Source organism: Microcoleus sp. T3_A4, assembly GCF_036700465.1.
Lineage (GTDB): Bacteria > Cyanobacteriota > Cyanobacteriia > Cyanobacteriales > Microcoleaceae > Microcoleus.
Genome location: NZ_JAUBOY010000015.1, coordinates 41,243 through 64,118, shown reverse-complemented (window position 1 = coordinate 64,118; position 22,876 = coordinate 41,243). Strand labels below are relative to the sequence as shown.

Here is a 22,876-nt window from a genome sequence, read left to right as displayed (position 1 = left end):
GTTCCCTCTTCCTTGTTCCCTCTTTCTTCCACATCGGATATTAATCGCCGACTTCCCCGACAACCTCTGCAGCAGCCTGAGTTTCCAGCCAGAGTTTGAGCAGCAAGAGCTCCGCCCGATCGCCCAACACAGTCGCAAACACGCCGTCAGCCCCCTCAGACGCATCAGAAATCCACGTACCGCGCAGAGTCACTTCTACAAAGTCAGCATCAGCAACACAAAGGGCGATCGCATCATTGTCGTTTCGGCGCGCCTCAGATTCCAACAGAGACAGCGCCGGCAAATTCGCGGGCAGCAAAAATGCCGCAGTGCTCGGTTCGACGCTGATGCTTTGACCAACTCGCATAGCCAGCACAACTCGCAGCGCCACTAACTGTTCGGGAGATTGAGCCAAACGCTCTAGGTTAAAGCCCGTTTCAGTGTAAGTCAACTTCAGCATATTGACAGCCCTAAATTTGGAATTGAAAGTTAAAAATTGGTAATTGAAAATTGGCGATCGGGAATTTGGAATTGCGATTTAGGGCAGATTTTAGATGAGCATTACGCATCAATTTAAAATCTAAAATCTAAAATCTAAAATCTAAAATTCTTCCCATTCCCTATTCCCCTATTTGGTATTCGTGCCAAAACAGTTCTGCAAAAGCAACAGTGGGGTGTATAGGAGCCTTCGGCTTAGTTCGCAGAGACATTCCAGCTTCTATGGGAGTTCGATCGCCCTTACGAGAATTGCACCGTTCGCAAGCAGTCACCACGTTGTCCCAAGTATGCGGGCCGCCCTTTGATCGAGGCATGACGTGATCCAGCGTCAAATGTCGGTTGCTACCGCAGTATTGGCAAGAATGAGCGTCGCGGCGCAGAACTTCCCGGCGATTGACCGGGGGCACTTTCCAAAGGCGTTCCCTGTTACCAAAAGTCAAGCGGATTTGTTCGGGTACGTGGATGCTGGTGCTGGGCGATCGCACCAGCCAGCCGTTGCCGATGCTAAAATCCAGAGGTTCAGCCTTGCCTGTTACCAACAGTACGATCGCCCGTTTGATGTTGACACGGCTCATTGGTAGGTAATTTTGAGAAAACACCACCACAGATTGCCTCAATACATCAGTTACTACGGTCACGGCTTGCTCCTCCTCATTTGGATTTTAGATTTTAGATTTTAGATTTTAGATTTGGGATTTTCGGTGCAACGCCTACATTGGCTACATCTGGTTTTTTCCCAGTTCCCCAAGCGGATCGAATTTCTCAAATATCCAATCAAATGCCCCCGCTTCTCTTACTTAGAAGCGGGGGCTAGAAAAACTGCTTTCATGCAAATTTTCATCCTGTCTTGGTACAGTCGTTTAGCTGTACCTCCCGCTTCGCGTATCTCGATGTGGCTGTGCCACTTGCAGACCGTCTCGGTCTACCTCGTTGTAATTAATTTCTGCAATTTGTTCTAATCCACTATAACCGGGTTTAATTAGGCCCAAGCCCGCCCACGAGGTCGCTGCGACAGTCGCCAAACCCGTGCTAAAGACGTGCCGTAACGACTCGGAGCGACCCGTAGGGCGATCGCACTTCAGTTGATAGGTGGAGTAGGTGGGGAGAAATTTCAAAGTCGGCAGAAGGTGGTTAAGAGGCTTTCAATCTAGCTGTAAACATACTACACTGATATTACACATATGTCCACCCGTCACGGAGAAAAAATTATGCATACCCTACCTAGAACCTCAACCACCGAAATGGAAGTCACCAGCATTCGACTCGAAAGAGAGCTCAAGGAGAGACTTAAAGAACTCGCGGGCAATCAAGGCTATCAAGCTTTGATTCGAGATTTGCTCTGGAATTACGTGCAGCAGAAGTCTGGAGAGTATCGGCAGATGTTTTCTCGATCGGATATTCGAGCTAGCATTAATGCCACAGCACAGCAGGAGGAACGCTGCGCGCTTACAGGAGAGTTGATTCGACCGGGCGGGCCGATGTTATTAGGCCTGACGATGCACGGCGAAATGGTGCCACTGAGTATAGGGAGTATGGCTGGATAAACCAGTTTATCGAAAATTTGTGAGAGCGATCGGCCTGGGGTGAAGGCCCCAGGCGCTGAAGATCAGACTATTTTAGATTTTAGATTTTAGATTTTAGATTTTAGATTTGGGAATGCCTTATAAGATAAGGGTTTGGAGGTTGCCTAGAGTTGCATTGTTTTTGGGAACTGGTATAAAAATACTTCGGACAGTTGTTGAGTGCCAACCGTAGAATAAGGATTTCAAGGCGATTCGGCAATCGAACTACCAACTGACATCTTGCACCATTTTCAATAAGCTTTTTATGGGCGGGCTCTCCTGCCCACCCCACAAGAAAATGCACTTGTTGTGGAACAGGCAAGATGCTTGTTAAGCGAGAATGATGCAAGATGTGAGCTACTAACGAAAAATCGAAGGTTTCAGACTGCGAACTAAAAAAGTCCGGGCTATTGGTATAAAATCCCGCAGTATCTAAACAATATCTATTTAACGAACCACGAAGACGTGTTCGGCGAAGCCGTTCCCGTAGGGTAGAGCACGAAGAAAGATGGAGAAGAAGATAGCTAATGTTAGCGGTTCGGGATTCTGGTAACGCAGATCCGGATGCTCCAAAACGCGCGTGTTAATGTTAAACTTTCCATCGGGCGTGCCGAACAGACGATCGTACATTTGATGAAAAAAATTAAGGTAATGCTGAAAAACCCCTACTTAACTGCTGCGAGTTCGATCGCCCTTCTCACAATTATTGCCGGATGTGCAGCTACTGAATCACCTCAACTTGCATCTCCCTCTCCTGTAGCTGAATCTTCCCCGCCCCCAGTTAAACCAAGTCAGCCTCAGCCCTTAATAGTCTCTGTTAGCAATCCCGAAACCGCCACAAATACCAAAATCCAGCAATATCTCAACGGCTTAACAGCACAAGGTTATGCCAAAGAAGATCAAGGGATATGGATGCAATCGGGCAATACTTTGCTAGCAAATCATCAAGGTACAGTTCCTCTGTCAGCCGCTTCTATTACCAAAGTAGCCACATCTCTGGTAGCACTGCAAGAATTCGGCCCGGAACATCAATTTATAACCTTAATTGGTACAACTGGAAAAATTGAAAACGGCGTATTAAAAGGCGATTTAATTGTACAGGGAAACGCCGATCCGTTGTTTGTTTGGGAAGAGGCGATCGCCCTTGGTAACGCCTTAAATCAAAAAGGCATCAAGCAAGTCAGTGGCAATTTGATAATTGTCGATAAGTTTTACATGAACTTTGAACTTGATCCCCTCAAATCGGGAGAATTGCTCAAACAAGGATTGAACAGTCAAATCTGGCCCAGCGAAGCCGCCGCCCAGTATCAAACCCTGCCTCCAAATACGCCAAAACCCCAAATAGCAATTGAGGGTACTGTACAAGTTTTGCCAGCATCTCCCAATGACGTGCAGCCTTTAGTCAAACATTATTCTTTGCCCCTTGCTGAATTGATCAAAAAAATGAATCAGTATAGCAACAATCTCATGGCAGATATGCTAGCTGATACTGTCGGCGGCGCCAAAACAGTCGCCCAAAAAGCAGCAGCAGCAACCGGAGTTCCCCCCGCAGAAATTCAACTCGTCAACGGTTCGGGATTGAGCGAAGAAAATCTGATTTCTCCCCGGGCTGCTTGCGCGTTATTTATAGCTTTAGAACGCTATCTTGAACCTTACAGCATGACAGTTGCTGATGTCTTAACTGTAGTTGGGAAAGATCAAGGAATACTGGCAGAACGGGCGCTTCCTAAATTAGCAGTGGTCAAGTCTGGCACGTTGGATAATGTTAGCGCTTTGGGCGGAGCCCTGCCAACTCAAAAACAAGAAACAGTGTGGTTTGTGATTATGAATGGAGGGGCAAATGTCGAGACATTTCGCACTCAGCAAGAGGTTTTGTTGAAAAGCTTTTTGAATGACTGGGGAAGTGTTCAAGTTTCGCCGCCGGAATTAACGCCAAATCCTGCTAGAAAGAGTAAGGTATCTCGCAGCGAAATTGTTCAATAAACTGTTGTGCATTTAATTTGTATATTCCGGGCGGGTTAGAAGCCCACCCCACAACAGAGTTTGTAGGGTGCGTCAGCACAGAAATTTTAAATTTTCAGCTAAAATAATGCAAGCGGATGCACCATAGGAGTACAAACTAATTTAATTAGGGGTTGTCGCCCTAGCGACTACAATGCCGATCGCACTTTCGACTCTGCTAATATATCTCTGCAAGTCGTAAGCAACTGTCACCTCCCCAGCCGGCGAAGCGTGAATTAAACCCATATTGCCGTCAGCATTGCGGTAGACTAAACCCGTGTGGGTGACATCCAATCCTTTAACATCCGTGGCTACCGCTACAATATCCCCTGGTTTTAACTGAGAATAAACACGTTTTATCTGATTTGTCGGGATGTAATTAACAGTAGTTTTGGCTAAGTCTGCTTCTTGCCTGACTATGCACTGATAAGTCGCTTCGTCTTTAACCATTTGCGGGTAACTGCTGCGGTGCTGACTCATGAAATTTAGTGTTTTATTCATGGGAACTCCACCTAATTCAGCGGTGATATTTTCCACTGTTTGCCGTTTTTGATTGTCATTAATCCATTCAGAAAAATAATGCAATCTGCTGCAATAACCGTTAATTTTACCGTTTAAATACCGCTGTTGTTCTATGCGATTTACAAAATTTTGATAGTCGTAATCTTGTACTGCTACGCCCCTGGCGATCGCCAAAACGGTTTCTACAAATAAAACGCAATCAAATTTATTCAAAGTTATGAGCAACTTTTCTTCGCCAGATTTGTCCAGCAAACCAGCGGCGTAGGGCGATCCTTGGAAATTATCGGCGATCGCCTGGACGATTTCTCCGATCGAGCGATCGTGCAAATTTTGTTGTTTTGCATACTGTACAACCTTTTCAAAACGTGCTATGTCTTGAGGCTGTGCAACGGTTTCTCTCTCGGTATTATTGGAGTCCGATCCTCTCGCCAGCACCTTCAGCAATTCGGAATAGGAAATTTCCCCTAAATTTTTGAAGTCCCACAACATACTCGGAAAACTGGAAACACTTTGCTTGTTTGTTATTTCCAGATTTTCGCTTTCTCCCGTCAAGGAAAACGCTAGATCCGCCCCCTGTCCTGCTGTTTGTCGATCGACAACATATCTCGTAGCAGATTGAGACTGAAATGCCCAAACATCAGGGATCAAAGAATTATTCACGCCGACGATCGCAAATCCCAAAACAGCCAGACTCCAAAAATTTTTCATGTTTTTCCAAGGATTTTGCTTCAACTCAGTGCTATCCTGAAAATTTTACAATTACTAGAATTCTCAATCAGCCTAGTAGACAGATAAAATTGGCAACAGCGGACTAGATGGATACACTTGTCATTTAGATGCCGCCCTATTATAAACTGATCGTGCGAGTTTGATAGCACAAAACTGTAATGCAAGTAGAACGCCGACGCCGCCCACGCCCAATTTCCCCCCGACGCCCCATCGAGCCCCTAGGCCCAATCGGGCCACGACGCCAAAGCAGCCAGCGTCCTGTTCAATCTCGTCGTCGAGTCAGGACGAAATTTTCTCGCTTAAAGTACCGTAACATCCTGTGCTTAATTGCCGGGGCGATCGCGATCGGTTGGATTGTCACAATACCGTTCAGAATTCGCCGTCCCCCAGAACCGCCAGTCATCTTGGCTAAACAGGCCGTCTCGCCTCAAGAAACACTCTCGCCTCCGACAATTGAACCATCGGACAATTTAGCCGATCGTCAAAGCGAGCCTACCTTTAGCTACAACATCAAAACACCTCCCAATCCAGTTTACTCTCAAGAATTGCAAGGGATTGTTGATGAAGCGGTGAAGATTGCAACCACCAAAGGAATGCCCGCAGAACGGCTATCAATTACCTTATTTGATGTCAGCAATTCCAAAAGTCACACCTTTGCCGGATATCAAAATCAAACTCTTCGATTTCCCGCTAGCGTTGCCAAGTTATTTTGGATGGCAGCGTTTTACTCAGCCATAGAAAAAGGCATTATTACGCAAAGAGAATCTGCATTTAAAAACGACCTAGAGCAAATGATTCGCATCTCCAACAACGATGCTGCCAGCAGACTTTTAGACAAAATCACAGATACAAAATCCGGCGGCAGGCTCTCAGGAGAAGAGTTGCAAACATGGCTGAAAAAGCGCACTCAAATTAACACATTTTTCCAGTCCGCAGGCTACAATGATCTTCGTATAAGCACCAAAAATTATCCCATATACTATTTAAGACAAGAAGGGCCAATCGGTCGCGACTTGCAATTGCGGGGCGATGCTTCTCAGCCGATTCGCAATCAAGTAACTACCGACCAAGCGGCCAGATTAATATATGAAATCTATACTAGGCAAGCCGTTTCCAGCGTCGCCAGTCGCAAAATGGCTTACTTGCTGACTAGAGACTTAGACCCCAAGGCATGGAAAAATGACCCTAGCAATTCAATAAAAGGATTTCTTGGCGAATCTTTACCAACTAATATTTATTTTGGTTCCAAAGTAGGCTATACTTCCAAATCCCGCAGCGAAGCGGCCTTTGTCAGAACTTTAGACGATCGCGCGATTTATATTTTAGTTGTTTTCGCAGACGATCCGGCTTATGCCAAGGACGAAACAACATTTCCGGCAATTTCTCGATACGTTTTCGATCGGCTAAACGCTCGTGGCCCCAGCACTTTGCAGTGATATGGAGTAGGGCAGATTGACTGTTGACTGTTGACTGTTGACTGTTGACTGTTGACTGTTAGTCGAAAAACTGAAGGATGGTTGATATCAAATCCGGTTGCATCGGAATTATTCATCTCTCTGTTCTCTTCCTCTGTTTTCTTTGCGTCAACAGCGGCTTAATCATTCCAATGCAATCGGATTTGATATGAGTGTTGAATGTTGACTCGATTTTACAATTCCGGCGCGGTCAGAAGTGAGATTATGCACAAACAACTGTTTCTGCGAAAAAAGGGTACTGACGGCCAAAAAAAAACAATTTTTTGACCACAACTCTATGCTTTTAGGTTAGGTAAAACCCGCATAAATAAACCCGGTTTCTGATATCCTATGATACTACAGCAGATTCCAGGCAAATAAAGTACACCTTAATCCCAAGCACTTACCAAACTGGTTGACAAACCCTTGCAACCGTACTCCATAAACCTGGAAATTGCTGTATGTCCGGTCCATTACCCTTAATAGGGTAGGGGCGGGTTCACGAAAAATATCTGCCAATAATTGACAATCTCAAAAACCCGCCCTTTTAATCGCTCGATCAGACATGATATGAGCAAGTGCTAATTAAGTTTGTCGTAATGAAGTCGTTTTTCTCTCGTCTGCCAAGAGCTAACTCTAAACGGTGAGTTTAACAATTGATTTACTGGATACAATTTAACTGGGGCGAAAGGATTCGAACCTCTGAATGGCTGGACCAAAACCAGCTGCCTTACCACTTGGCGACGCCCCAACGTCTCAACATTTAATATAGTAACACCCAGACACGGGAATCTGTCAAGCATTTTGACAATAAAATTTAAAAAATGTTTTTGGAACCGATCGCCCGCAGGTTTATGCTTTGATCGCACGGGGGCGCGCCACGGGGATTTCAATCCTGAAATCCGCTCCCTGTCCAGGTTTCGAGATACAGTTCAAGCTTCCTCCGTGTTTTTCCACCACAATCTGGTAGCTGATAGACAAGCCGAGTCCCGTACCCTTGCCCACAGGTTTAGTGGTAAAGAAAGGGTCAAACAAGTGGCATTTAGCTTTTTCGGCCAATCCGGGCCCGCTGTCTTGAATCCGAATCACCACAACTTGACCCCTCGACTTTCCTGACTCATCAGCCTCCGAGTCTGGGTTCACCACCGCCGTCGAGATTTTGATCGTCTTAGGTGGAGGCTGATTTTCCAAAGAGTCGATCGCATTCGCCAAAATATTCATAAATACTTGGTTGAGCTGTCCGGGATAACACTCTACCTTCGGCAAGTCGCCGTAGTCTTTAATTACCTCAATTCCCGGCACTAGCCCGTTTGACTTCAAGCGGCTCTGCAAAATCAGCAGCGTGCTGTCAATCCCTTCGTGAATGTCCACCGGCTTCATCTCGGCTTCGTCGTGCCGCGCGAAGTTCCGCAGAGACAGGACAATTTGGCGGATGCGTTCAGTTCCCATTTCTATTGAAGACAGAATTTTCAGCAAATCCGGCACTAGGAACTCAACATCGATTTCTTCGTTTTTGTCGAGAATTTCGGGGCAAGGCTCCGGGTAATGCTTTTGATACAAGTGCAGCAAATCCAGCAGATTTTTCATGTACTGCTTGCAATAAGTCAAGTTGCCGTAAATAAAATTAACCGGATTGTTAATTTCGTGGGCGACGCCGGCGACCATTTGACCAAGAGAGGACATTTTTTCGTTTTGGATGAGCTGAGCTTCTTTCTGCTGCAACTGCTGCAAAGTTTCCGTTAGTTGGCGGGCTTGAGTTTGGGCTGCTAAGGCTGCCGCCCGCGTTTGGGCGTAGAGTTCGGCTTGGTCGATCGCTATCGCCAGTTGATCCACCACCGCTTGCAGCAATTCCACTTCGCTCGTCGCCCAGGAACGGTGGCTGCTGTAATGGTTACAAACTACAGCACCCATTTGACCGGAGCGAGTCTTGACTGGCAGCAGCAGGTTAGAAACAATCCCGATACTGCTCAAAAAAGCTCGCGTGGGCGGTTCGATGCACAGTGCTGTTGCAGCGTCGCCGATCCGGAGCGTTTGGCGGTGGCAAATTTTCTCGGCCAGCAGGGTTACTTGTTCGATCGGGTATTCTGTGAGCCGCTCTTTCAGTTCGGGATTTGCCGCCTCGTGGGTGATGGCAAAGCTTGGCTGCCCGTCTCGCGAGATGGAGTACCACAAAAAGTAGCACTGGTCAACCTGCAACAAGCTGCGAATTTCGTTGACAGCCGTATCTAAAATTTTGTCGAGGTCGAGGGAATTCCGCATCTGGCTGGCGAGGCCGAAGAGCAAGCCTTCCCGGCGGCTCAACAATTCTTCTCGGGCTGCGTGGCGATCGATCGCCACGGCGATGGCGTTAGCCATGCAACCCAGAACTTCTAGCGCTCCCTCGCTTGCCAAAGCGCTACTGCACAGAGTCATCACTCCCACCAGTCGCTCCTCCACAATCAGCGGATAGGCAATGGTGCACAGAGACGGGTTCGACAGTAGGCACACAGGAGCAGTTTGGAGTTTTCCCGCTTCTGTTCGCACCCAATCTTCTATTTCTTTTGCCCACTCTTGGCTGCTAAGTCCTGAATTGGCCTGCAATTCTAACCGCTCTGTCTGCAGGTTAAAAGTCCAGATGCTCACCCCTGTGGCGTCGAGATACTCTACCATTGCCTCGGTGCAGCGGTTGAGGATGACCGATATTTTCCCGCCTTGTCCGAGGGCTGCACCGACTTTAGCTTGCAGGGAACCCAAGCGAGCTCGCTCTTGTAGGGACGTTGCCGTTAGTTGGCGATCGGATGTGTCGCGGGGGCCGGCAACGATTTCTCGGATTTGTTGGGTATCGTCCGCGCGCCCGATGCCCGCTGAAGCTTCCCACACATATTGAGATTTGCCTGTTTCTCCCAGCGTCGGGAGCTTTTTTGTTCCGTATATTGTTGTCATGCTGCTCTGTGGCGTATGTACCGCAGACAAGCTCGATCGGTTCGATCCAGGAACTAACTCCGAGATTTTCTGGCTGTCGGAAGTGATATCTTCTACCTCTGGCAAATGTTTCTGGGCTTTGACTAATTGCCAGCGCAGCTCCACCAAACTCGCAACTTGCCGACTCAAAGCTTGCAGACCTTCTATCGTTTCTTTTGTCAAGTCTCGCGACACCGAGTCCATGACGGATAGCACTCCCAGCATCTGCCCCTCTGAGGTCATGACTGGGATGCCCGCGTAAAATTTCACGAAGGGGTAGAAAACGATCAGCGGATGCTCGCCAAATCTCATATCTGTGGAAGCGTCTCGAACAATGGCGGCAGGCAGTTCTTTAAAGGAATTTATAGGGAGTTCGATCGCAAATTCGGGAGCAACTGGCGGTTGTTGTAGGGAAATTGCCCGGTCAAATTCCGAGTTTGAGTTTGAACTCTGGGCGAACTCTTCGGGAGTTGGGTCCAGGGCGCGAGCGCAAAAATTCAGGTAACGGTGAGCCAAAGTTCGATCGATACCTAATTGCGACTTCAACCAGTGGCGATTACCGTCAATCAAGCTCAAGAAAGCAATAGGAGTTCGGCTGATTTGAGCTGCCAAACCTACCAAATTGTCCAAGCAAGCGTCTGGAGCAGAGCCGAGAAGCTGATACAAGTCAATGTTATGGAGCTTGAACACTTTTTTACCAAGAGGCAAGGGTGATTTCATCATGTGTAACTGCCCGTCTAGTTGCTGGCAACCGCCCTTCTCAATACTTCCCTTGAAAAACAAGCTATGAATTCTGTGCTGGGAGACTCTGGGCGCAAGTTCAGCGCAGGTTGCTTGCGCCGAATTCAGACTAACCTCTTGACTGATCTGGAAACTTTTGAGTTATGGGAGTTAGATCACGCCAAATCTAAGACTATATAAATTATACTTCCAGTTGACTATGCTTTTGAATACCTCCGGCTCTCTAAATCTAAGAGCCTCTGTTGGGAGGAAGCAGGTTTCCAAAATATATGACGATTGCTTACCTAGAATTTTTTTATCAGTTTAATTGTATTTTAACAGACTTGTCTAATCGTGGGTAGCTGGCTTGCTGGTAGATTTAAATCAGGGGTTTGTGCCACAATACCAGTGTCCTTTACCGAGCTGTGCCTTAGCCGGGAGTTCAACTACAGTTAGGAGATTAATTACAAAAGATTGGTAAGATGTTAAACTTTGTAACAATAGTTGTTCAAACTCGACCTTTTAGGGTTTCTGGGCCCGGATGCACATTTTGCAACTGTTGTAATTGCCGATCAACCACTCTCCCAATCCCTTTTTTCGAGTTTGAGGTAAAAAAACGGGGGTAAAGTTTCAACTAACGCTCCAACGGAGTTGACAATTATTGGGTAGAGGCAACGCTCAAAAAATAACTGAACGAAGTATGTTTTGTATTTTCAAGAACTATAAATAAACAGGGAGAAGAATATGTCTGCAAGTAGCAGTCAAGTACCAACTATTTTGGCAGTTGATGATAGCGTCGTGATGCAAGGACTTGTTAAACAGGCCTTAAGCAAAGAGTTTCGAGTTCTCGTAACCGACAATGCAGTGGATGCTTTGTCAACGATTTATCACGAACAAATTTCTGTTTTGTTGCTGGATGTTTCGATGCCTGGTATTGACGGATTGGAACTCTGCCGCACGGTGCGGAGCTTGCCTCAGTTTCAGAATTTGCCGATCGTAATGCTGACAGCGCGAGATGGAGCATTTGATAAGGTACAGGGGCGTTTGGCGGGAGCAACAGAGTATTTAACTAAGCCGTTTGATGCTGATAAGTTGCGCGAGGTAATTGGTAAGTTTATCAAAATCAAATAATCGGACTTAGGAAAAAAAGTCAGTTTTGAGTAATTAATCAAGTAATTTGAGTAATTAATGAACTAAAAAGTTGCGATCGCGCTCTGTGATCCTCGACTTCTTTAACAAGTCGAGGGGCGGGGCATTCTGCACTATTTGCGAGGTAAGTCCTAAATTTTTAATTTAGCCAGGAGTAGGGGAGCGATCGCACTGACAGGTAAAACATATTGGGCGGCACCAAGGGCGATCGCCTCCTTGGGCATTCCGAAGACAATGCAGCTAGCTTCGTCTTGGGCGATTGTCAACCCCCCTTCTCTGGCGATAGCCAACATTCCGTCAGCACCATCTCTACCCATTCCTGTCAGCAAAACCCCCGCTGCTGCCCGACTATAAAAATTAGCTACCGACTTAAATGTCACCGTTACAGAAGGGCAGTGTCCCGCAGCATGAGCAGCTTCTGAATAAACAAATCTCCCTTGAGAGTCCAATTCTAAATGACGTTTTTCTGGCGGAAAATAAACAGTCCCTGCTTGTGGCAATTCCCCAAAAGAAGCTATCTTAACAGGCAGTTTCGATTCATTACCCAGCCAATCAACTAATCCTTGCAAAAAACCTTCACTGATGTGCTGGACACAAATTATAGGCACGGGAAAACTAGCCGGGAGTTTAGAAATAATCGCGTACAGTGCTTGCGGCCCGCCTGTCGAAGCCCCTATAGCCAATACTTTAATAGTTGGAAATTTAACATTTTCGTTGGAAAATTTGTAATTAGGAACAGGTGCTTGGTTGATTTTTACAATTTGATTATTATCTTGTGTTGGCATCTTTTTTTGATGCCGTGTAAATACTTTAACTCCTGACAGGATTTTAACTTTAGCTATTAATTGATTTGCTAGGCGAGCGTAATCAGATACCAACCCGCCAATCGGTTTCGGAAAAACATCCAATGCACCAGCATTTAACACTTGAAATACATTGTGAGTATCATTCGCTTGCACTGAAGCACTAATTACTAAAATTGGTAGCGGATATTTCTTCATTACTTCTTCCGTAAATTCTAACCCGTTCATTGGTACCATGTTCAAATCTGTACAGATTACTTGGGGCTGAAGTTTGGGGATTAATTCTAGTCCTTCTAATCCGTTGCAAGCGGTTCCTACAACTTGGATGTCTGGCGAGGACTCAAAAATTCGTTTGAGGACGAGCGTAACGACTGGAGAATCTTCAACTAACAATAGTTTAATGGGCGATAACATCAGTTTGCTGGGAAATGGGGAATGGGGAACGGGAAATGGGGAATGGGGAATGGGGAATAGGGCACTTGTACTGCCCTTCGACTTACTTTCCTTCGGCGAAGCTTAGCGGGCAAACCGCGCAGGGCGAGTGGCTAAGCTCAGCACGAGTCGCTCAGTAACCGCGTAGTCCAAGTATTGGGCATTGGGCATCGATGCACTGGTAATGGTGCACTGGGCACTGGATATTTGGCCTTGCTAATTGGTAGTAAATAACAAATGCCTCGTAACCAAGGAGTAATGACTAATGACTAAACTAACCTTTTTAGTGTCTCTACCAACACATCTTGATTAAAAGTACCTTTAGGAATATAAGCATTTGCCCCCGCATCAGCACCTCTTTTTTTATCTTCATCCGATGCCAAAGATGTCACTAAAATTATCGGCAACTCACTGTATTCTTTTTGCTCCCGAATCTTAATAGTCAGGGCCAAACCGTCTAAATTTGGCATTTGTATGTCAGAAATCACAGCATCAAAATCGCGAGTTTTTAATTTATGGAAAGCATCCAATCCGTCTACCGCAGTCACAACTTCGTAACCCGCACCTTCCAGGATGCGTTTTTCTTGAGTGCGCGTGGCGATCGAGTCTTCTGCTAATAGTATAACTTGTTTTCTGCTGGCTGTCTCAAGTTGCGATCGCGCACCAGAAACCCCACGGGACGAAACTTGCTGGCGTACAGATTTTATCAAATCGTGGGGATTGAGTACCATACAAACTTCCCCAGTACCGAGAATTGTGGCACCCGAAACATTTCGCACCCGTTTCAGCAATAGACTTTGAGGTTTCATAACCACATCCTGTTCGTCTATCAAAGCATCTACAAATAATCCCAATCTTTCCTCCCCAACTTTCACAACAATACAAGGCATTTTTGAAGAACTTGAATTTCGGAAGTAGTTTTGATTTTTTGTCGAAATTTCGCTGCCGGTTTCCTGTCTCAGATACCGATTTTTTTGCCAGCCTTTTCTATTGTTTAATGCTAGCAAATCTGTCAGATGAGCAACTGACAGAGGCTGACCCTTTGAAAGTATAGTTTCCTTACCTTCTATAGCAAATATCTCAGACTGAGACACCAGTTGTGCCGTGTCTACAAACTCGACTGGCAGACCATAAGGAATGTCTTCAACTGTGACAATTAATACATTTGCTGTAGCTAAAGACGTGCTGATTTGCAGCCTCAAAGTGCATCCTTGTCCCGGTAAAGACTCTACTTGAATACTACCTTTTAGCGCTTCAACATTAGTGCGAACTACATCTAAACCCACCCCGCGCCCCGAGACTTCGGTAACAAATTTTTTGGTCGAAAAACCCGGAGTAAAAATTAAAGATTGTACTTGAGTATCGGTCATTTCTGCCAGTTGTTCAAGCGTACAAACATTACGTTTTACAGCCGTTTGTTTAATGCTCTCTAGATTTAGTCCCCGGCCATCATCAGAAACTTCAATAATAATATTGCTAGCAATATTATAGCCTTTAATTCGGAGAGTAGCCACCGGAGGTTTACCTAGTTTTTTCCGCTCCTCAACAGTTTCAATCCCGTGGTCGATCGCATTTCTAATCATGTGCATTAAAGGGTCTTTCATTTCTTCTAAAATGCGTTTGTCTGCTGTAGTTTCGCCTCCTTCAATCACTAATGCAACTTCTTTACCTTCCCGTTTTGCTAAATCTCGAACAGTTCGAGGAAATAAATTAAAAATAGTAGACAAAGGCAGAAGTCTCAGAGTGCGAATTCCTGATTCTAATGCCTCAGTGATTAATTCGAGTCTAGCAGTATCTTCATAAACTCGATTTCTCAAGCGGTTGACTAAAGTTCCGAGACGTTCTAAACGTTCTTCTGTACGTTGATAGTAATCCTGCAATTGGCTAAATTTACCGCTGGCTTTAATACCGTTTTCATCTATTTGCATCCGATCAACAGTCAAGCTCGTTACAAAATATTCTCGGCTCCACTCTTCCCACAAAGTTGTAATTTGTTCTATCTCTGCAACTCGGTGTCCTAACCGAGTTTTTGTGACAGTAAGTTCCCCTGCTTGAGTCATTAAATCGTCTAAATTTTGAGTAGCAACGCGAATGGTTTCAATGCGGTAAGATGAGGTAGATGATGCACTAACTGCCGACGGCGAAGCCGACTCAGGGGCGGGCCCGGAAGGTGCAGGCAAGTTTTGAGCTTGCAGTAGAAATTCTGGCTGGGATTGTAGGGGTAAAAAAGAGGAATTTTTCTCTAAGTTAAGGACTTCAGAAGTTTCAACATTTGTTTCTAGTTCTTTGGTAGAAGGCTCAGTAAATTGCGCTTCTACCAAGGGTTGTTCTGGTACTTGTGAAGATGAGGGATCTACTATTGAGGCAGCAGCCTGTGGCTGTGGCTGACTAGAAGCACCCATCATGCTAGCGAGGATGTAAAAAGTATTAACGCCGGAATCTTCGCCGGTAACGGCTTCGTTAACGAGTTTCCGCATGGCGTCTAAACCTTGCAAAAGTCGATCGCTAATATCCGAATTCAGTTGAGTTTCTCCCCGTTTTACAGATCCCAAAATATGCTCCATTTGATGAGCTAAAGATGCTACATTTTTTACTCCCAGCATCCCAGCATCACCTTTAAGAGAATGGGTTTCCCGCAACAATTGTTCTAACTTAGCTAAGTCGCTCGGATATTGTTCTAGGTACAGCAATCCGTCGTCGAGTTTCTGTAAGTGTTCTTGACTAGCGACTTTAAATACATCTCGAAGTTCTTGATCTTCAATCATCATATAGGTTATTAAGTAATAGCTGATTGGTTATGGCTTAAGGGTAATGATAATTCGTTAACTCCTCCGTTCATTACTAATGACTCATGACTACACTACTTCTTTAAGATTAAATGCAGCTTTTGTGAGTTGTTGAGTACCAATTTTAACTTGAGTAATGCCACTGACTGTTTGAGACGCGGATTCCTTCATAGAACTCATGGCATCACCTACTTGCTGAATTGCTATCGCCTGCTGTTTAACATTAAATGAAATTTGCTGGTTGCTAGCAAACACCAGATTGCAAGCTTCCCTCACACCCGTAAAAGCTTCTGCCGTATCTTGTGCTGTTTTTACCCCTTCTGCAACTGTTTTGCGACTATCTTCAGTTGCTTTTACCGTTGAGTCGATCGCGCCCTTAATTTCTGGAATAATACCATTAATCTTTTGTGCTGCTTGTTGGCTTTCATCTGCTAACTTACGAATTTCGCTTGCTACCACCGCAAAACCTTTACCGTACTCGCCGGCTCTGACTGCTTCAACAGCGGCGTTGAGAGCCAGCATATTAGTTTGGCTGGCTAAATCGCTAACCAAACTTGCGAGAGTCGATATATTGCCAATCTGACTCGTGCTGTCGTCGAGTCGATGATTTTGCTTAGAAATTGCCACCACAGCTTCTCTAAGATTCAGCATTTGATTGAGAGTTTGATCTACCTTTTTAGTACCTTCTTCGGCTAGATTTAAAGCTTGGCGAGCAGCAACGGCAACAGACTCAGCTTGCTCGGCTGTTTGCTGAGAAGATCGGCCCAAATTTTCTAGAGTTATAGTTGTTTGATTAACCGAGACAAATTGTCTATTTGCTATTTGCTCTTGTCGGTTCATATTAGATTCTATTTGCAGTGAAAATGACGATATTTGGTAAATCAACCCCCGAATGAGAGCAACAATTTTTTGCAAAAAAAACCATCCCAATCCCAGCACCACAGCCAGGGAAACAATAGCAATCAGGGCTGCTATTTTTTGAAGAGAATCGATGGAAGAAAATAGCAATTTTTTGGGTGAACTATCCACAATTACTAAAAAATTATTTGTATTTTGTTTGCTGGGGAAAACTGTATTATAGCTAATCACTAGCTCCCTATTATCAATATTTCCCTGACCACCTGAGAGTATTTTAGCAACAATGTCTGCAGAATAATCATTTTTGACATTTTCCTTAGTTTTAAGTTCCAATCCCCATGCTTTTTTAGGATTGGGATGAGCCAGATAATACCCATCTTGATTTAAGATAAAAGATTTGTCTGATAGTTCAGGATTGAAATTTTTAACCATATCGAGCAGAGTGCTACCCAGAGCATTCGTAATGAGAAAGCCTTGTCTTTCTCCTTTGGGATTAAAAATTGGAGTGGCATAGCGAATTGTTGGCTTATAAGGAATTTCTATTTTCCCCCTTTCCTTATTCAGATTTAAGGAAGACACATAGACGTCTCCTGATTTTAGCTTCATAGTTGCCGAGAAGTAATCTGTGTCTGCTTTATTTTGTAGTTGAGAATCTGGAATAACTTTGATATTTGTGCCGTCAGAATCTACGCGCACGATCTCTTTACCACTGTTATCTATATAACGCAATTGCATATAATATGGCTTGGCTTCCATCATGGATAAAAATGTGAGTTGCATTCGATAAACCCAATCTTTATAAGTTGAATTAGTTTGTTTGTCTAATCCATTTCCTTCTCTAGCTCTAATCATTCCCTGAACAGGGGGAGTTTTGCGGAGAAACAAAATATCGGCTCTCAGATTTTCCAATTTGTTACTCATTTGATTGGCGGTGGAATTAACACTGTCACTAAGGGTTATTAATGCTAAATTTTGCAGTGCTTCTGTTGAAGAAGAAATTCCATACCAACCAACAATAGATACGGGAATCAAGGTACTTAAAATTAGGAGTAGCAACAGTCGATGCTGCATTTTTTGGAAAAAATTGTTAATCATTAGTTACTGGGAATCGGTTACTGGTAACTTGTACGCTCGCATAGTCTAAGTATAGAGAACTGGAAAATTGTATGATCGGGTAGCCGAAGTATTGAAAATTGGGAAGTGGTAATAAAGAAAAAATAACAACTCCCTAATAATAACTCACAACTCACTACACTGCTGATTTGATATTAGGTTTTTATTGGCATTTGCCCATAAACAAGTTATTACTCCCGTTAATATCGCTGGAATTGTAGTGAGGTCGATCGCCAAAGCAATTGTTTTAACTCTTAAGGATATATTTGGCCTTTTTGGGGAACTACTCATAATTCATTGCTCTCCTACAAAACTGCTTTCAAATCTAACGCTGCTTCATTCAATTTTTGAGTACCGACTTTAGTTTGACTGATACCGCAAGCGGTCTGGGCTGCGGCTTGATTGAGAGAGTTCATAGCTTGCACTACCTGTTCGATCGCGATCGATTGCTGTTTGGCATTCAGCGAAATTTGCTGAGAACTCAAAACCACATTGTTAATGGCATTGGCAACTCCTGCAAATGCCGCTGCGGTTTCTGAGGCAATATTCACGCCCGATTCCACTGTTTTAGTTCCTTCGTCTGTCACCATTACCGTTGAGTTAATCGCCTTTTGAATATCAGCAACTAATAGATTAATTTGCGCTCCTGACTTTTTACTACGATCGGCAAGTTTGCGAATTTCTGACGCCACCACGCCAAACCCCTTGCCGTGTTCTCCTGCCCGCACTGCTTCAACAGCAGCATTGAGTGCTAACATATTAGTTTGATTAGCCAAATCGCTAACTACACTTGAGATATTACCAATGTGATCTGTTTGTTCGCTCAACTCTATAATTTGTCCTTGGATATCCTGAACTTTAGTTTTCAGAGTTGCCATTGCTTCTAAAGTTTGTTCTACAGCTTTTGTGCCACCTCCAGCTAAATTCAAAGCTTGCATTGCTTGAACCACGGCTGTTTCTATCTGCTGTGATGTCGCCCTGGAAGAGGCTCCCAATTCGTCCATTGTAGTAGTAGTTTGATTTACGGAAGCTGCTTGCTGACTTGCCATGCGTTCCTGTTCTTCCACGGTGGCTGCAATCTCAGTGGAAGAAGTGGCGATCGAGCTAATTGCCCGATCGATAGTTTGGGCAATTCCTGATGATATCAGCCAAGCTATAACCGCACCTAACACCAATAAAAACACGGAACCAAATACCAATGCCGATATCAAAAAAACTAAAGATTGCTTCGTTTTTTCTGTAGCTTGCTTAATCGCTTTTACTTCTACTTCGCGAAATTGCTTATTTACTTCCACAAATTCATCCACAAATTGTGTGTGTTTTCCGGTGTTAAAGAGAGCCAATGCTGCAGTTCTATTATTTTTTTGTAATAAAGCAACTATTTCGTTAGAACCGTCATAATATTCGTTGCAGAGTTTTAGCATCTTCTCTAAACGCATTCTCTGTTCAGGATTTTCCATCTTCAACTCCGCACTATTCCCCGAATCACGAGCTAATTCTCCACCCGTCTTAAAATCATTTAAAAACTGCGGATTTTTATTAATTAAATACCCGCGCATTCCCCGTACCATTTGTTCAGCACCTGCGGACATATCATTTGTGTCTCTGATCACATTTTCTATCCTTTCTACTTCTGCAAAATTATTCAACACTTGATTAGTAGTTGTATAAACTAGCACCGGAAAACCCAAGTATATAGTTGCGGGCGCTACATATGCCAGCAGCATTCTATTTCTAATATTTAATTTTATTAACTTAGAAAACATATTTTTCTCCTTAATTTAAGCACGTGAATATACGAATTAGATTGCTTAGTTAAATCTCGCTTGAAAAGCGGATTTGGTATAACTCAATACGCTTGGGTTAAAACTATTTATTCCTCAGAGATCCCCGTCGCATCCCCGCCCATCGTTGCGAGGACTTTGAGTAAGTTCTTGTCCCCCCATTGAGAAGGGGGGCTAGGGAGATCGAGCTTAACTGAACCGTATTGTGGTATAACTAACTTCTTTAGTCCTGGACGCATTTCAAGATAATTCTCTCATGCTAAGTCCCGCTCGTTACCAGTCTTGATCTCTGCGTTGGATCGGGATTGCGAACGAAATGAAGCATCAAGCGAGATGATTCACTGGACTCATGACAGATATGCTTTGCGTAAGTCCTGTTCTGGATTCAAACCTCTTCATCAACAACTACTCCTCCTTTTGTCAGCAGTTTTTGCAAGTTCAGAATAGCCATCATTTTTTCCCCGTAAATAGCTGTCCCCCGTAGATATTCGCGGTTGGCAGAATGCAGTGCTGCCGGAACAGCCGCAATTTCCGACACATTTAAGTATATAATATCTAATATTTCGTCAACAACTATACCAGCGACAAAATCGGCCACTTCAACAACGATCGCCTTAGAGAGATAATTTGCCGTCTCCGACATATTTAAAGACATATTTAAAACACTGCGAATATCAATTAGCGTCACAATTTCTCCCCGTAAATTTATATTTCCCACTATGCGATCGGGAGTGCAAGGAACCGGAGTTACTTGGTTGATATCAGTAAATTCGCGGACTAGATCTAAATGAATACCAAAGTATTCGCCATTCAAAACAAACACCGCCAGGGACATATTAATTGCAGCATCATTTTCCCCCTCGCTTCGCCGCCTCAAATGATTAGCGCGCGATTGAAAAATTGCTTTTTCTTCCGGGGTAGCCTGCGGGCAAAAAACGTGACGCTTGCTCAAAATTTTAGGAGTTTTACCTAACAATTTTGAACTTATTTGCCCGTGTGAATTTTCCGTCTCTGCCTCACCTGCTGCTGCTTCACTACCTGCATTGTTTGGAGAAACAGCCCAGCTTTCCTCTGCCTTTTCGGGAGAATATCGAATTAAGTGATCGAGATTCAGCAGCATGATAATATCGGCTTCGCTGCGGGCTAGTCCAGCTACAAAATAATGAGAGGCTTCTGAATTCTCTCGCCCGTAAGATAGCTGCGGAGTGATGGCCTCTTCTGAGAGTTCCTTAACTTCGCGAACTTGATTGACAATTATACCAACTTTTGATTCTTGCCACTCTATGACGATCGTACTATCTGTCACAGAATACTCCTGCCAAACGTATCCGAAACGCAGATTCAGATCCATCACGGGCAGAATTTCGCCCCGAAGGTCGATCGCCCCAACAATATCTTGAGGTGCTTCTGCAATTGCTGTCAACTCCGGCAGAAAGAAAATTTCCCGAACGTAGCAGGCTTCTATACCGCAGAGAAAACCGTTCTGTTCAAAGATAAGATACGGTTTAGTTTCCATATTTTAGTGTACAGTTTCTTTACTGTATAATTTTAACAATTTTTTTTTAACATTCATCAGCACTTGACTAGCTGTCATTTTTCCCTGTGAATCTATGGGAGTGTTTGGCGGCAGCGCTTTCAGGATTTCACAAGATGAATGGTACATTTTAAGAGCTCTTTTTACTTGACCTTCTTTATTGTATATATTCCCTAGTTCTATATAAGCTGAAACAAAAGATGGACACATATAAATAGTCCTCTTTAATAAATTCTTTGCTGTTTCTAATTGACCCTGTTCTTCAGCAATTTGAGCTTGTAAATAATCAGTATATACTGAGCCAGGCTCTACTTTTCTAGCTCGATTACAGTATTCTATTGCCTGAGAATAATTGCCCGCATTGGCCTGAACTTGAGCGATTAAAAAATAAGCATCAAAATTATGTCCCTGCAAGTCTATTGCCTCTTGTGCCTTGTTGATAGCCTCAGCATAATCTTGATTTTTAAATAATTTCTTAGCCTCTAAAATTAGCATTTGAGGTGTTCTATTTTGAGTATTTTCTGCTATTATTTTTTCTGTAACTGACACGGGATTGTTCGGTAAGCCGTCCTCCAGATAGCGAGATGGCAGCATATTCCCCAGCAGATTACTTATTTTTAATCCGGGCGGCATCTCTATCTCTGGAAAATTGCTGTTAGTAGTAAAACTAGGTGGCATAGTTTCCCCTGTTAGCAACTCACCACTATCATCGCCCATAGTATCTGCTTTCGGGAATTCCCGAAATGCCGAGTTTGCTTCCCCTACAGTCGCAACCCTAGACTCTATTTGACAGCGTTCCTCCGGTACTGCATCCCGACGCTGATACACCACTGACTCCGGGAAAATCTTGGGTTCAAACTCGTTCATAATTTGACCGTAAACTTCAGCGTGACCGGTCATTAAGTATCCTCCAGGTCTCAGTGTCTTGGAAAATTTTTGCAGTACCAGTGAAATATACTTATGTTCAAAATACACAAAAACGTTTCTACACAAAATTAAGTCTATGTTATAAAGATTTTGGTAAATATTAGGAAACTCATCTTTGATTAAATTTACACAGCTAAAGTTGACACTTTCGCGCAATTCTAGATTAATTTCCCAATCATTTTGCCTCTGATGAAAATACTGCTTTTGTATCTCCGGTTCAACCAAGCGAAACGACCAATGACTGTAAACTCCTTGGGGGGCTTTTTTGATTACTTTTTCATTGATATCTGTACCTAAAATTAATATTTTCCATTGCTCCCAATCGGGAATCAATTGTTTTAAAACAATAGCTAAAGAATAAGGTTCTTCACCGGTGGAGCAGCCCGCACTCCAGATTCGCAGTGTCGGCTGCATTCCCAAGGTCTTGTGCAAGTTTCTTTTCTGCTCTATCAATTCAGGAAAAATTACTCTTTTTAAGAGAGCAAACTGTCCTTTATCTCGCATAAAATAACTTTCAGTTGTTGTTAATAGCAATACTAATTTTGCCCATTCATTTATACTTTCAAAAGTTTTGGCGGTTAAAAGTTGATAATATTTTTCGGGTTCTGCAATTTTTTTGTCTCTCATTCGAGTCATGATTTTATGAGACAAACCAGCCCGATCTTGGGTTCTAATTCGCACACCAATTTCGGTAGTAATTAAGTTAATAAATAGCTGAATTATGGAATCATTCATTTAATAATTTGGGAAGTGGAAACTTTTACTGAGCTGGTGCTGAGTTTGGGCTGAGGATAGCTGCTAGCCTGCGGCTCGTCGGTTCGCAAAGCTGCAGGGAGCCGAAGGAAGTGCGTAGCTGAACTATTGGAAATTGGGGAACTTGTAAGCTCGTGTAGTAGAAGTATTGGGAATGGGGAATTGGGGAATTTGGAATTATAAATCGGGAATTTAGCCGATCGCCTTAACAAGAACAGTGTTACACCACATCATATCAGAAACTTGCCAGCTACTTAAAGGAAAAAGGCAAAAGGCAGAAGGTAGAAGCCAGGAAAAGAATATTCCTTCTGCCTTCTACCTTCTGCCTTCAA

Annotated in this window: 15 protein-coding genes and 1 tRNA gene; 4 read left to right on the top strand and 12 right to left on the bottom strand. The window is 43.9% G+C overall.

The annotated features are described in order from the left end of the window. Window positions 1-40 precede the first annotated feature (40 nt). The 3 genes from QUA07_RS10700 to QUA07_RS10690 all read right to left on the bottom strand — a co-directional run bounded on the left by QUA07_RS10700 (window position 41) and on the right by QUA07_RS10690 (window position 1,592). Complete coding sequence (locus QUA07_RS10700) at window positions 41-439, bottom strand: alr0857 family protein (RefSeq protein WP_333296669.1); 399 nt, start codon at window positions 437-439, stop codon at window positions 41-43. Window positions 440-599: 160 nt separating this feature from the next. After that, window positions 600-1,115: an HNH endonuclease gene (locus tag QUA07_RS10695; RefSeq protein WP_190660760.1), complete on the bottom strand. Its 516-nt coding sequence runs from the start codon at window positions 1,113-1,115 to the stop codon at window positions 600-602. A gap of 222 nt (window positions 1,116-1,337) precedes the next feature. Next, a complete protein-coding gene (locus tag QUA07_RS10690) occupies window positions 1,338-1,592 on the bottom strand; it encodes a hypothetical protein (RefSeq protein WP_333324816.1) in 255 nt (84 codons plus the stop codon). A gap of 93 nt (window positions 1,593-1,685) precedes the next feature. Between QUA07_RS10690 and QUA07_RS10685 the strand changes: the two genes are divergently transcribed. Next, the gene (locus QUA07_RS10685; RefSeq protein ID WP_039886507.1) at window positions 1,686-2,021 is read left to right on the top strand and encodes a ribbon-helix-helix domain-containing protein; all 336 of its coding nucleotides are present in this window, start codon (window positions 1,686-1,688) and stop codon (window positions 2,019-2,021) included. A 669-nt stretch (window positions 2,022-2,690) separates the two neighbouring features. Then, a complete protein-coding gene (locus tag QUA07_RS10680) occupies window positions 2,691-4,022 on the top strand; it encodes a D-alanyl-D-alanine carboxypeptidase (RefSeq protein WP_333324885.1) in 1,332 nt (443 codons plus the stop codon). A gap of 141 nt (window positions 4,023-4,163) precedes the next feature. Here QUA07_RS10680 and QUA07_RS10675 read toward each other — a convergent pair whose 3' ends face one another. Further along, on the bottom strand, window positions 4,164-5,270 hold the full coding sequence (locus QUA07_RS10675) for an N-acetylmuramoyl-L-alanine amidase-like domain-containing protein (RefSeq protein ID WP_333324814.1): 1,107 nt from the start codon (window positions 5,268-5,270) through the stop codon (window positions 4,164-4,166). 179 nt (window positions 5,271-5,449) lie between these two features. Here QUA07_RS10675 and QUA07_RS10670 point away from each other — a divergent pair, with 179 nt between their 5' ends. Further along, window positions 5,450-6,727 carry a serine hydrolase gene (locus QUA07_RS10670; protein WP_333324812.1) on the top strand — a complete coding sequence of 426 codons (1,278 nt, stop codon included), beginning with the start codon at window positions 5,450-5,452 and terminating at the stop codon, window positions 6,725-6,727. Window positions 6,728-7,424: 697 nt separating this feature from the next. On the opposite strand, the gene QUA07_RS10665 is transcribed toward QUA07_RS10670, so the two are convergent. After that, window positions 7,425-7,496, bottom strand: a tRNA-Gln gene (locus tag QUA07_RS10665). A gap of 101 nt (window positions 7,497-7,597) precedes the next feature. Then, window positions 7,598-10,408 (bottom strand): GAF domain-containing protein, encoded by a 2,811-nt coding sequence (locus QUA07_RS10660; RefSeq protein ID WP_333324810.1) that lies wholly within the window; start codon window positions 10,406-10,408, stop codon window positions 7,598-7,600. Between the two features lie 741 nt (window positions 10,409-11,149). Here QUA07_RS10660 and QUA07_RS10655 point away from each other — a divergent pair. After that, window positions 11,150-11,536, top strand: a complete 387-nt coding sequence (locus QUA07_RS10655; RefSeq protein ID WP_015175702.1) for a response regulator — start codon at window positions 11,150-11,152, stop codon at window positions 11,534-11,536. Window positions 11,537-11,685: 149 nt separating this feature from the next. Here QUA07_RS10655 and cheB read toward each other — a convergent pair whose 3' ends face one another. The 6 genes from cheB to QUA07_RS10625 form a co-directional block, all read right to left on the bottom strand. Continuing rightward, window positions 11,686-12,771, bottom strand: coding sequence for a chemotaxis-specific protein-glutamate methyltransferase CheB (gene cheB, locus QUA07_RS10650; RefSeq protein WP_333324808.1), 1,086 nt, complete (start codon window positions 12,769-12,771; stop codon window positions 11,686-11,688). 287 nt (window positions 12,772-13,058) lie between these two features. Continuing rightward, the gene (locus QUA07_RS10645) at window positions 13,059-15,554 is read right to left on the bottom strand and encodes a hybrid sensor histidine kinase/response regulator (RefSeq protein ID WP_333324883.1); all 2,496 of its coding nucleotides are present in this window, start codon (window positions 15,552-15,554) and stop codon (window positions 13,059-13,061) included. Window positions 15,555-15,644: 90 nt separating this feature from the next. Next, window positions 15,645-17,528 (bottom strand): methyl-accepting chemotaxis protein, encoded by a 1,884-nt coding sequence (locus tag QUA07_RS10640; RefSeq protein ID WP_333324806.1) that lies wholly within the window; start codon window positions 17,526-17,528, stop codon window positions 15,645-15,647. A gap of 323 nt (window positions 17,529-17,851) precedes the next feature. Further along, window positions 17,852-19,312 (bottom strand): methyl-accepting chemotaxis protein, encoded by a 1,461-nt coding sequence (locus tag QUA07_RS10635; protein WP_333324804.1) that lies wholly within the window; start codon window positions 19,310-19,312, stop codon window positions 17,852-17,854. Between the two features lie 403 nt (window positions 19,313-19,715). Then, on the bottom strand, window positions 19,716-20,846 hold the full coding sequence (locus QUA07_RS10630) for a chemotaxis protein CheW (protein ID WP_333324802.1): 1,131 nt from the start codon (window positions 20,844-20,846) through the stop codon (window positions 19,716-19,718). Window positions 20,847-20,849: 3 nt separating this feature from the next. Beyond that, window positions 20,850-22,526, bottom strand: coding sequence for a CheR family methyltransferase (locus tag QUA07_RS10625; RefSeq protein WP_333324800.1), 1,677 nt, complete (start codon window positions 22,524-22,526; stop codon window positions 20,850-20,852). Window positions 22,527-22,876 lie beyond the last annotated feature (350 nt).

Excerpts from the sequence above, each read along its gene's own strand:
- QUA07_RS10700 (WP_333296669.1), bottom strand. The coding sequence starts at position 439 with ATGCTGAAGTTGACTTACACTGAAACGGGCTTTAACCTAGAGCGTTTG.
- QUA07_RS10685 (WP_039886507.1), top strand. The coding sequence starts at position 1,686 with ATGCATACCCTACCTAGAACCTCAACCACCGAAATGGAAGTCACCAGC.
- QUA07_RS10680 (WP_333324885.1), top strand. The coding sequence starts at position 2,691 with ATGCTGAAAAACCCCTACTTAACTGCTGCGAGTTCGATCGCCCTTCTC.
- QUA07_RS10675 (WP_333324814.1), bottom strand. The coding sequence starts at position 5,270 with ATGAAAAATTTTTGGAGTCTGGCTGTTTTGGGATTTGCGATCGTCGGC.
- QUA07_RS10670 (WP_333324812.1), top strand. The coding sequence starts at position 5,450 with ATGCAAGTAGAACGCCGACGCCGCCCACGCCCAATTTCCCCCCGACGC.
- QUA07_RS10660 (WP_333324810.1), bottom strand. The coding sequence starts at position 10,408 with ATGATGAAATCACCCTTGCCTCTTGGTAAAAAAGTGTTCAAGCTCCAT.
- QUA07_RS10655 (WP_015175702.1), top strand. The coding sequence starts at position 11,150 with ATGTCTGCAAGTAGCAGTCAAGTACCAACTATTTTGGCAGTTGATGAT.
- cheB (WP_333324808.1), bottom strand. The coding sequence starts at position 12,771 with ATGTTATCGCCCATTAAACTATTGTTAGTTGAAGATTCTCCAGTCGTT.
- QUA07_RS10645 (WP_333324883.1), bottom strand. The coding sequence starts at position 15,554 with ATGATTGAAGATCAAGAACTTCGAGATGTATTTAAAGTCGCTAGTCAA.
- QUA07_RS10640 (WP_333324806.1), bottom strand. The coding sequence starts at position 17,528 with ATGATTAACAATTTTTTCCAAAAAATGCAGCATCGACTGTTGCTACTC.
- QUA07_RS10635 (WP_333324804.1), bottom strand. The coding sequence starts at position 19,312 with ATGTTTTCTAAGTTAATAAAATTAAATATTAGAAATAGAATGCTGCTG.
- QUA07_RS10630 (WP_333324802.1), bottom strand. The coding sequence starts at position 20,846 with ATGGAAACTAAACCGTATCTTATCTTTGAACAGAACGGTTTTCTCTGC.
- QUA07_RS10625 (WP_333324800.1), bottom strand. The coding sequence starts at position 22,526 with ATGAATGATTCCATAATTCAGCTATTTATTAACTTAATTACTACCGAA.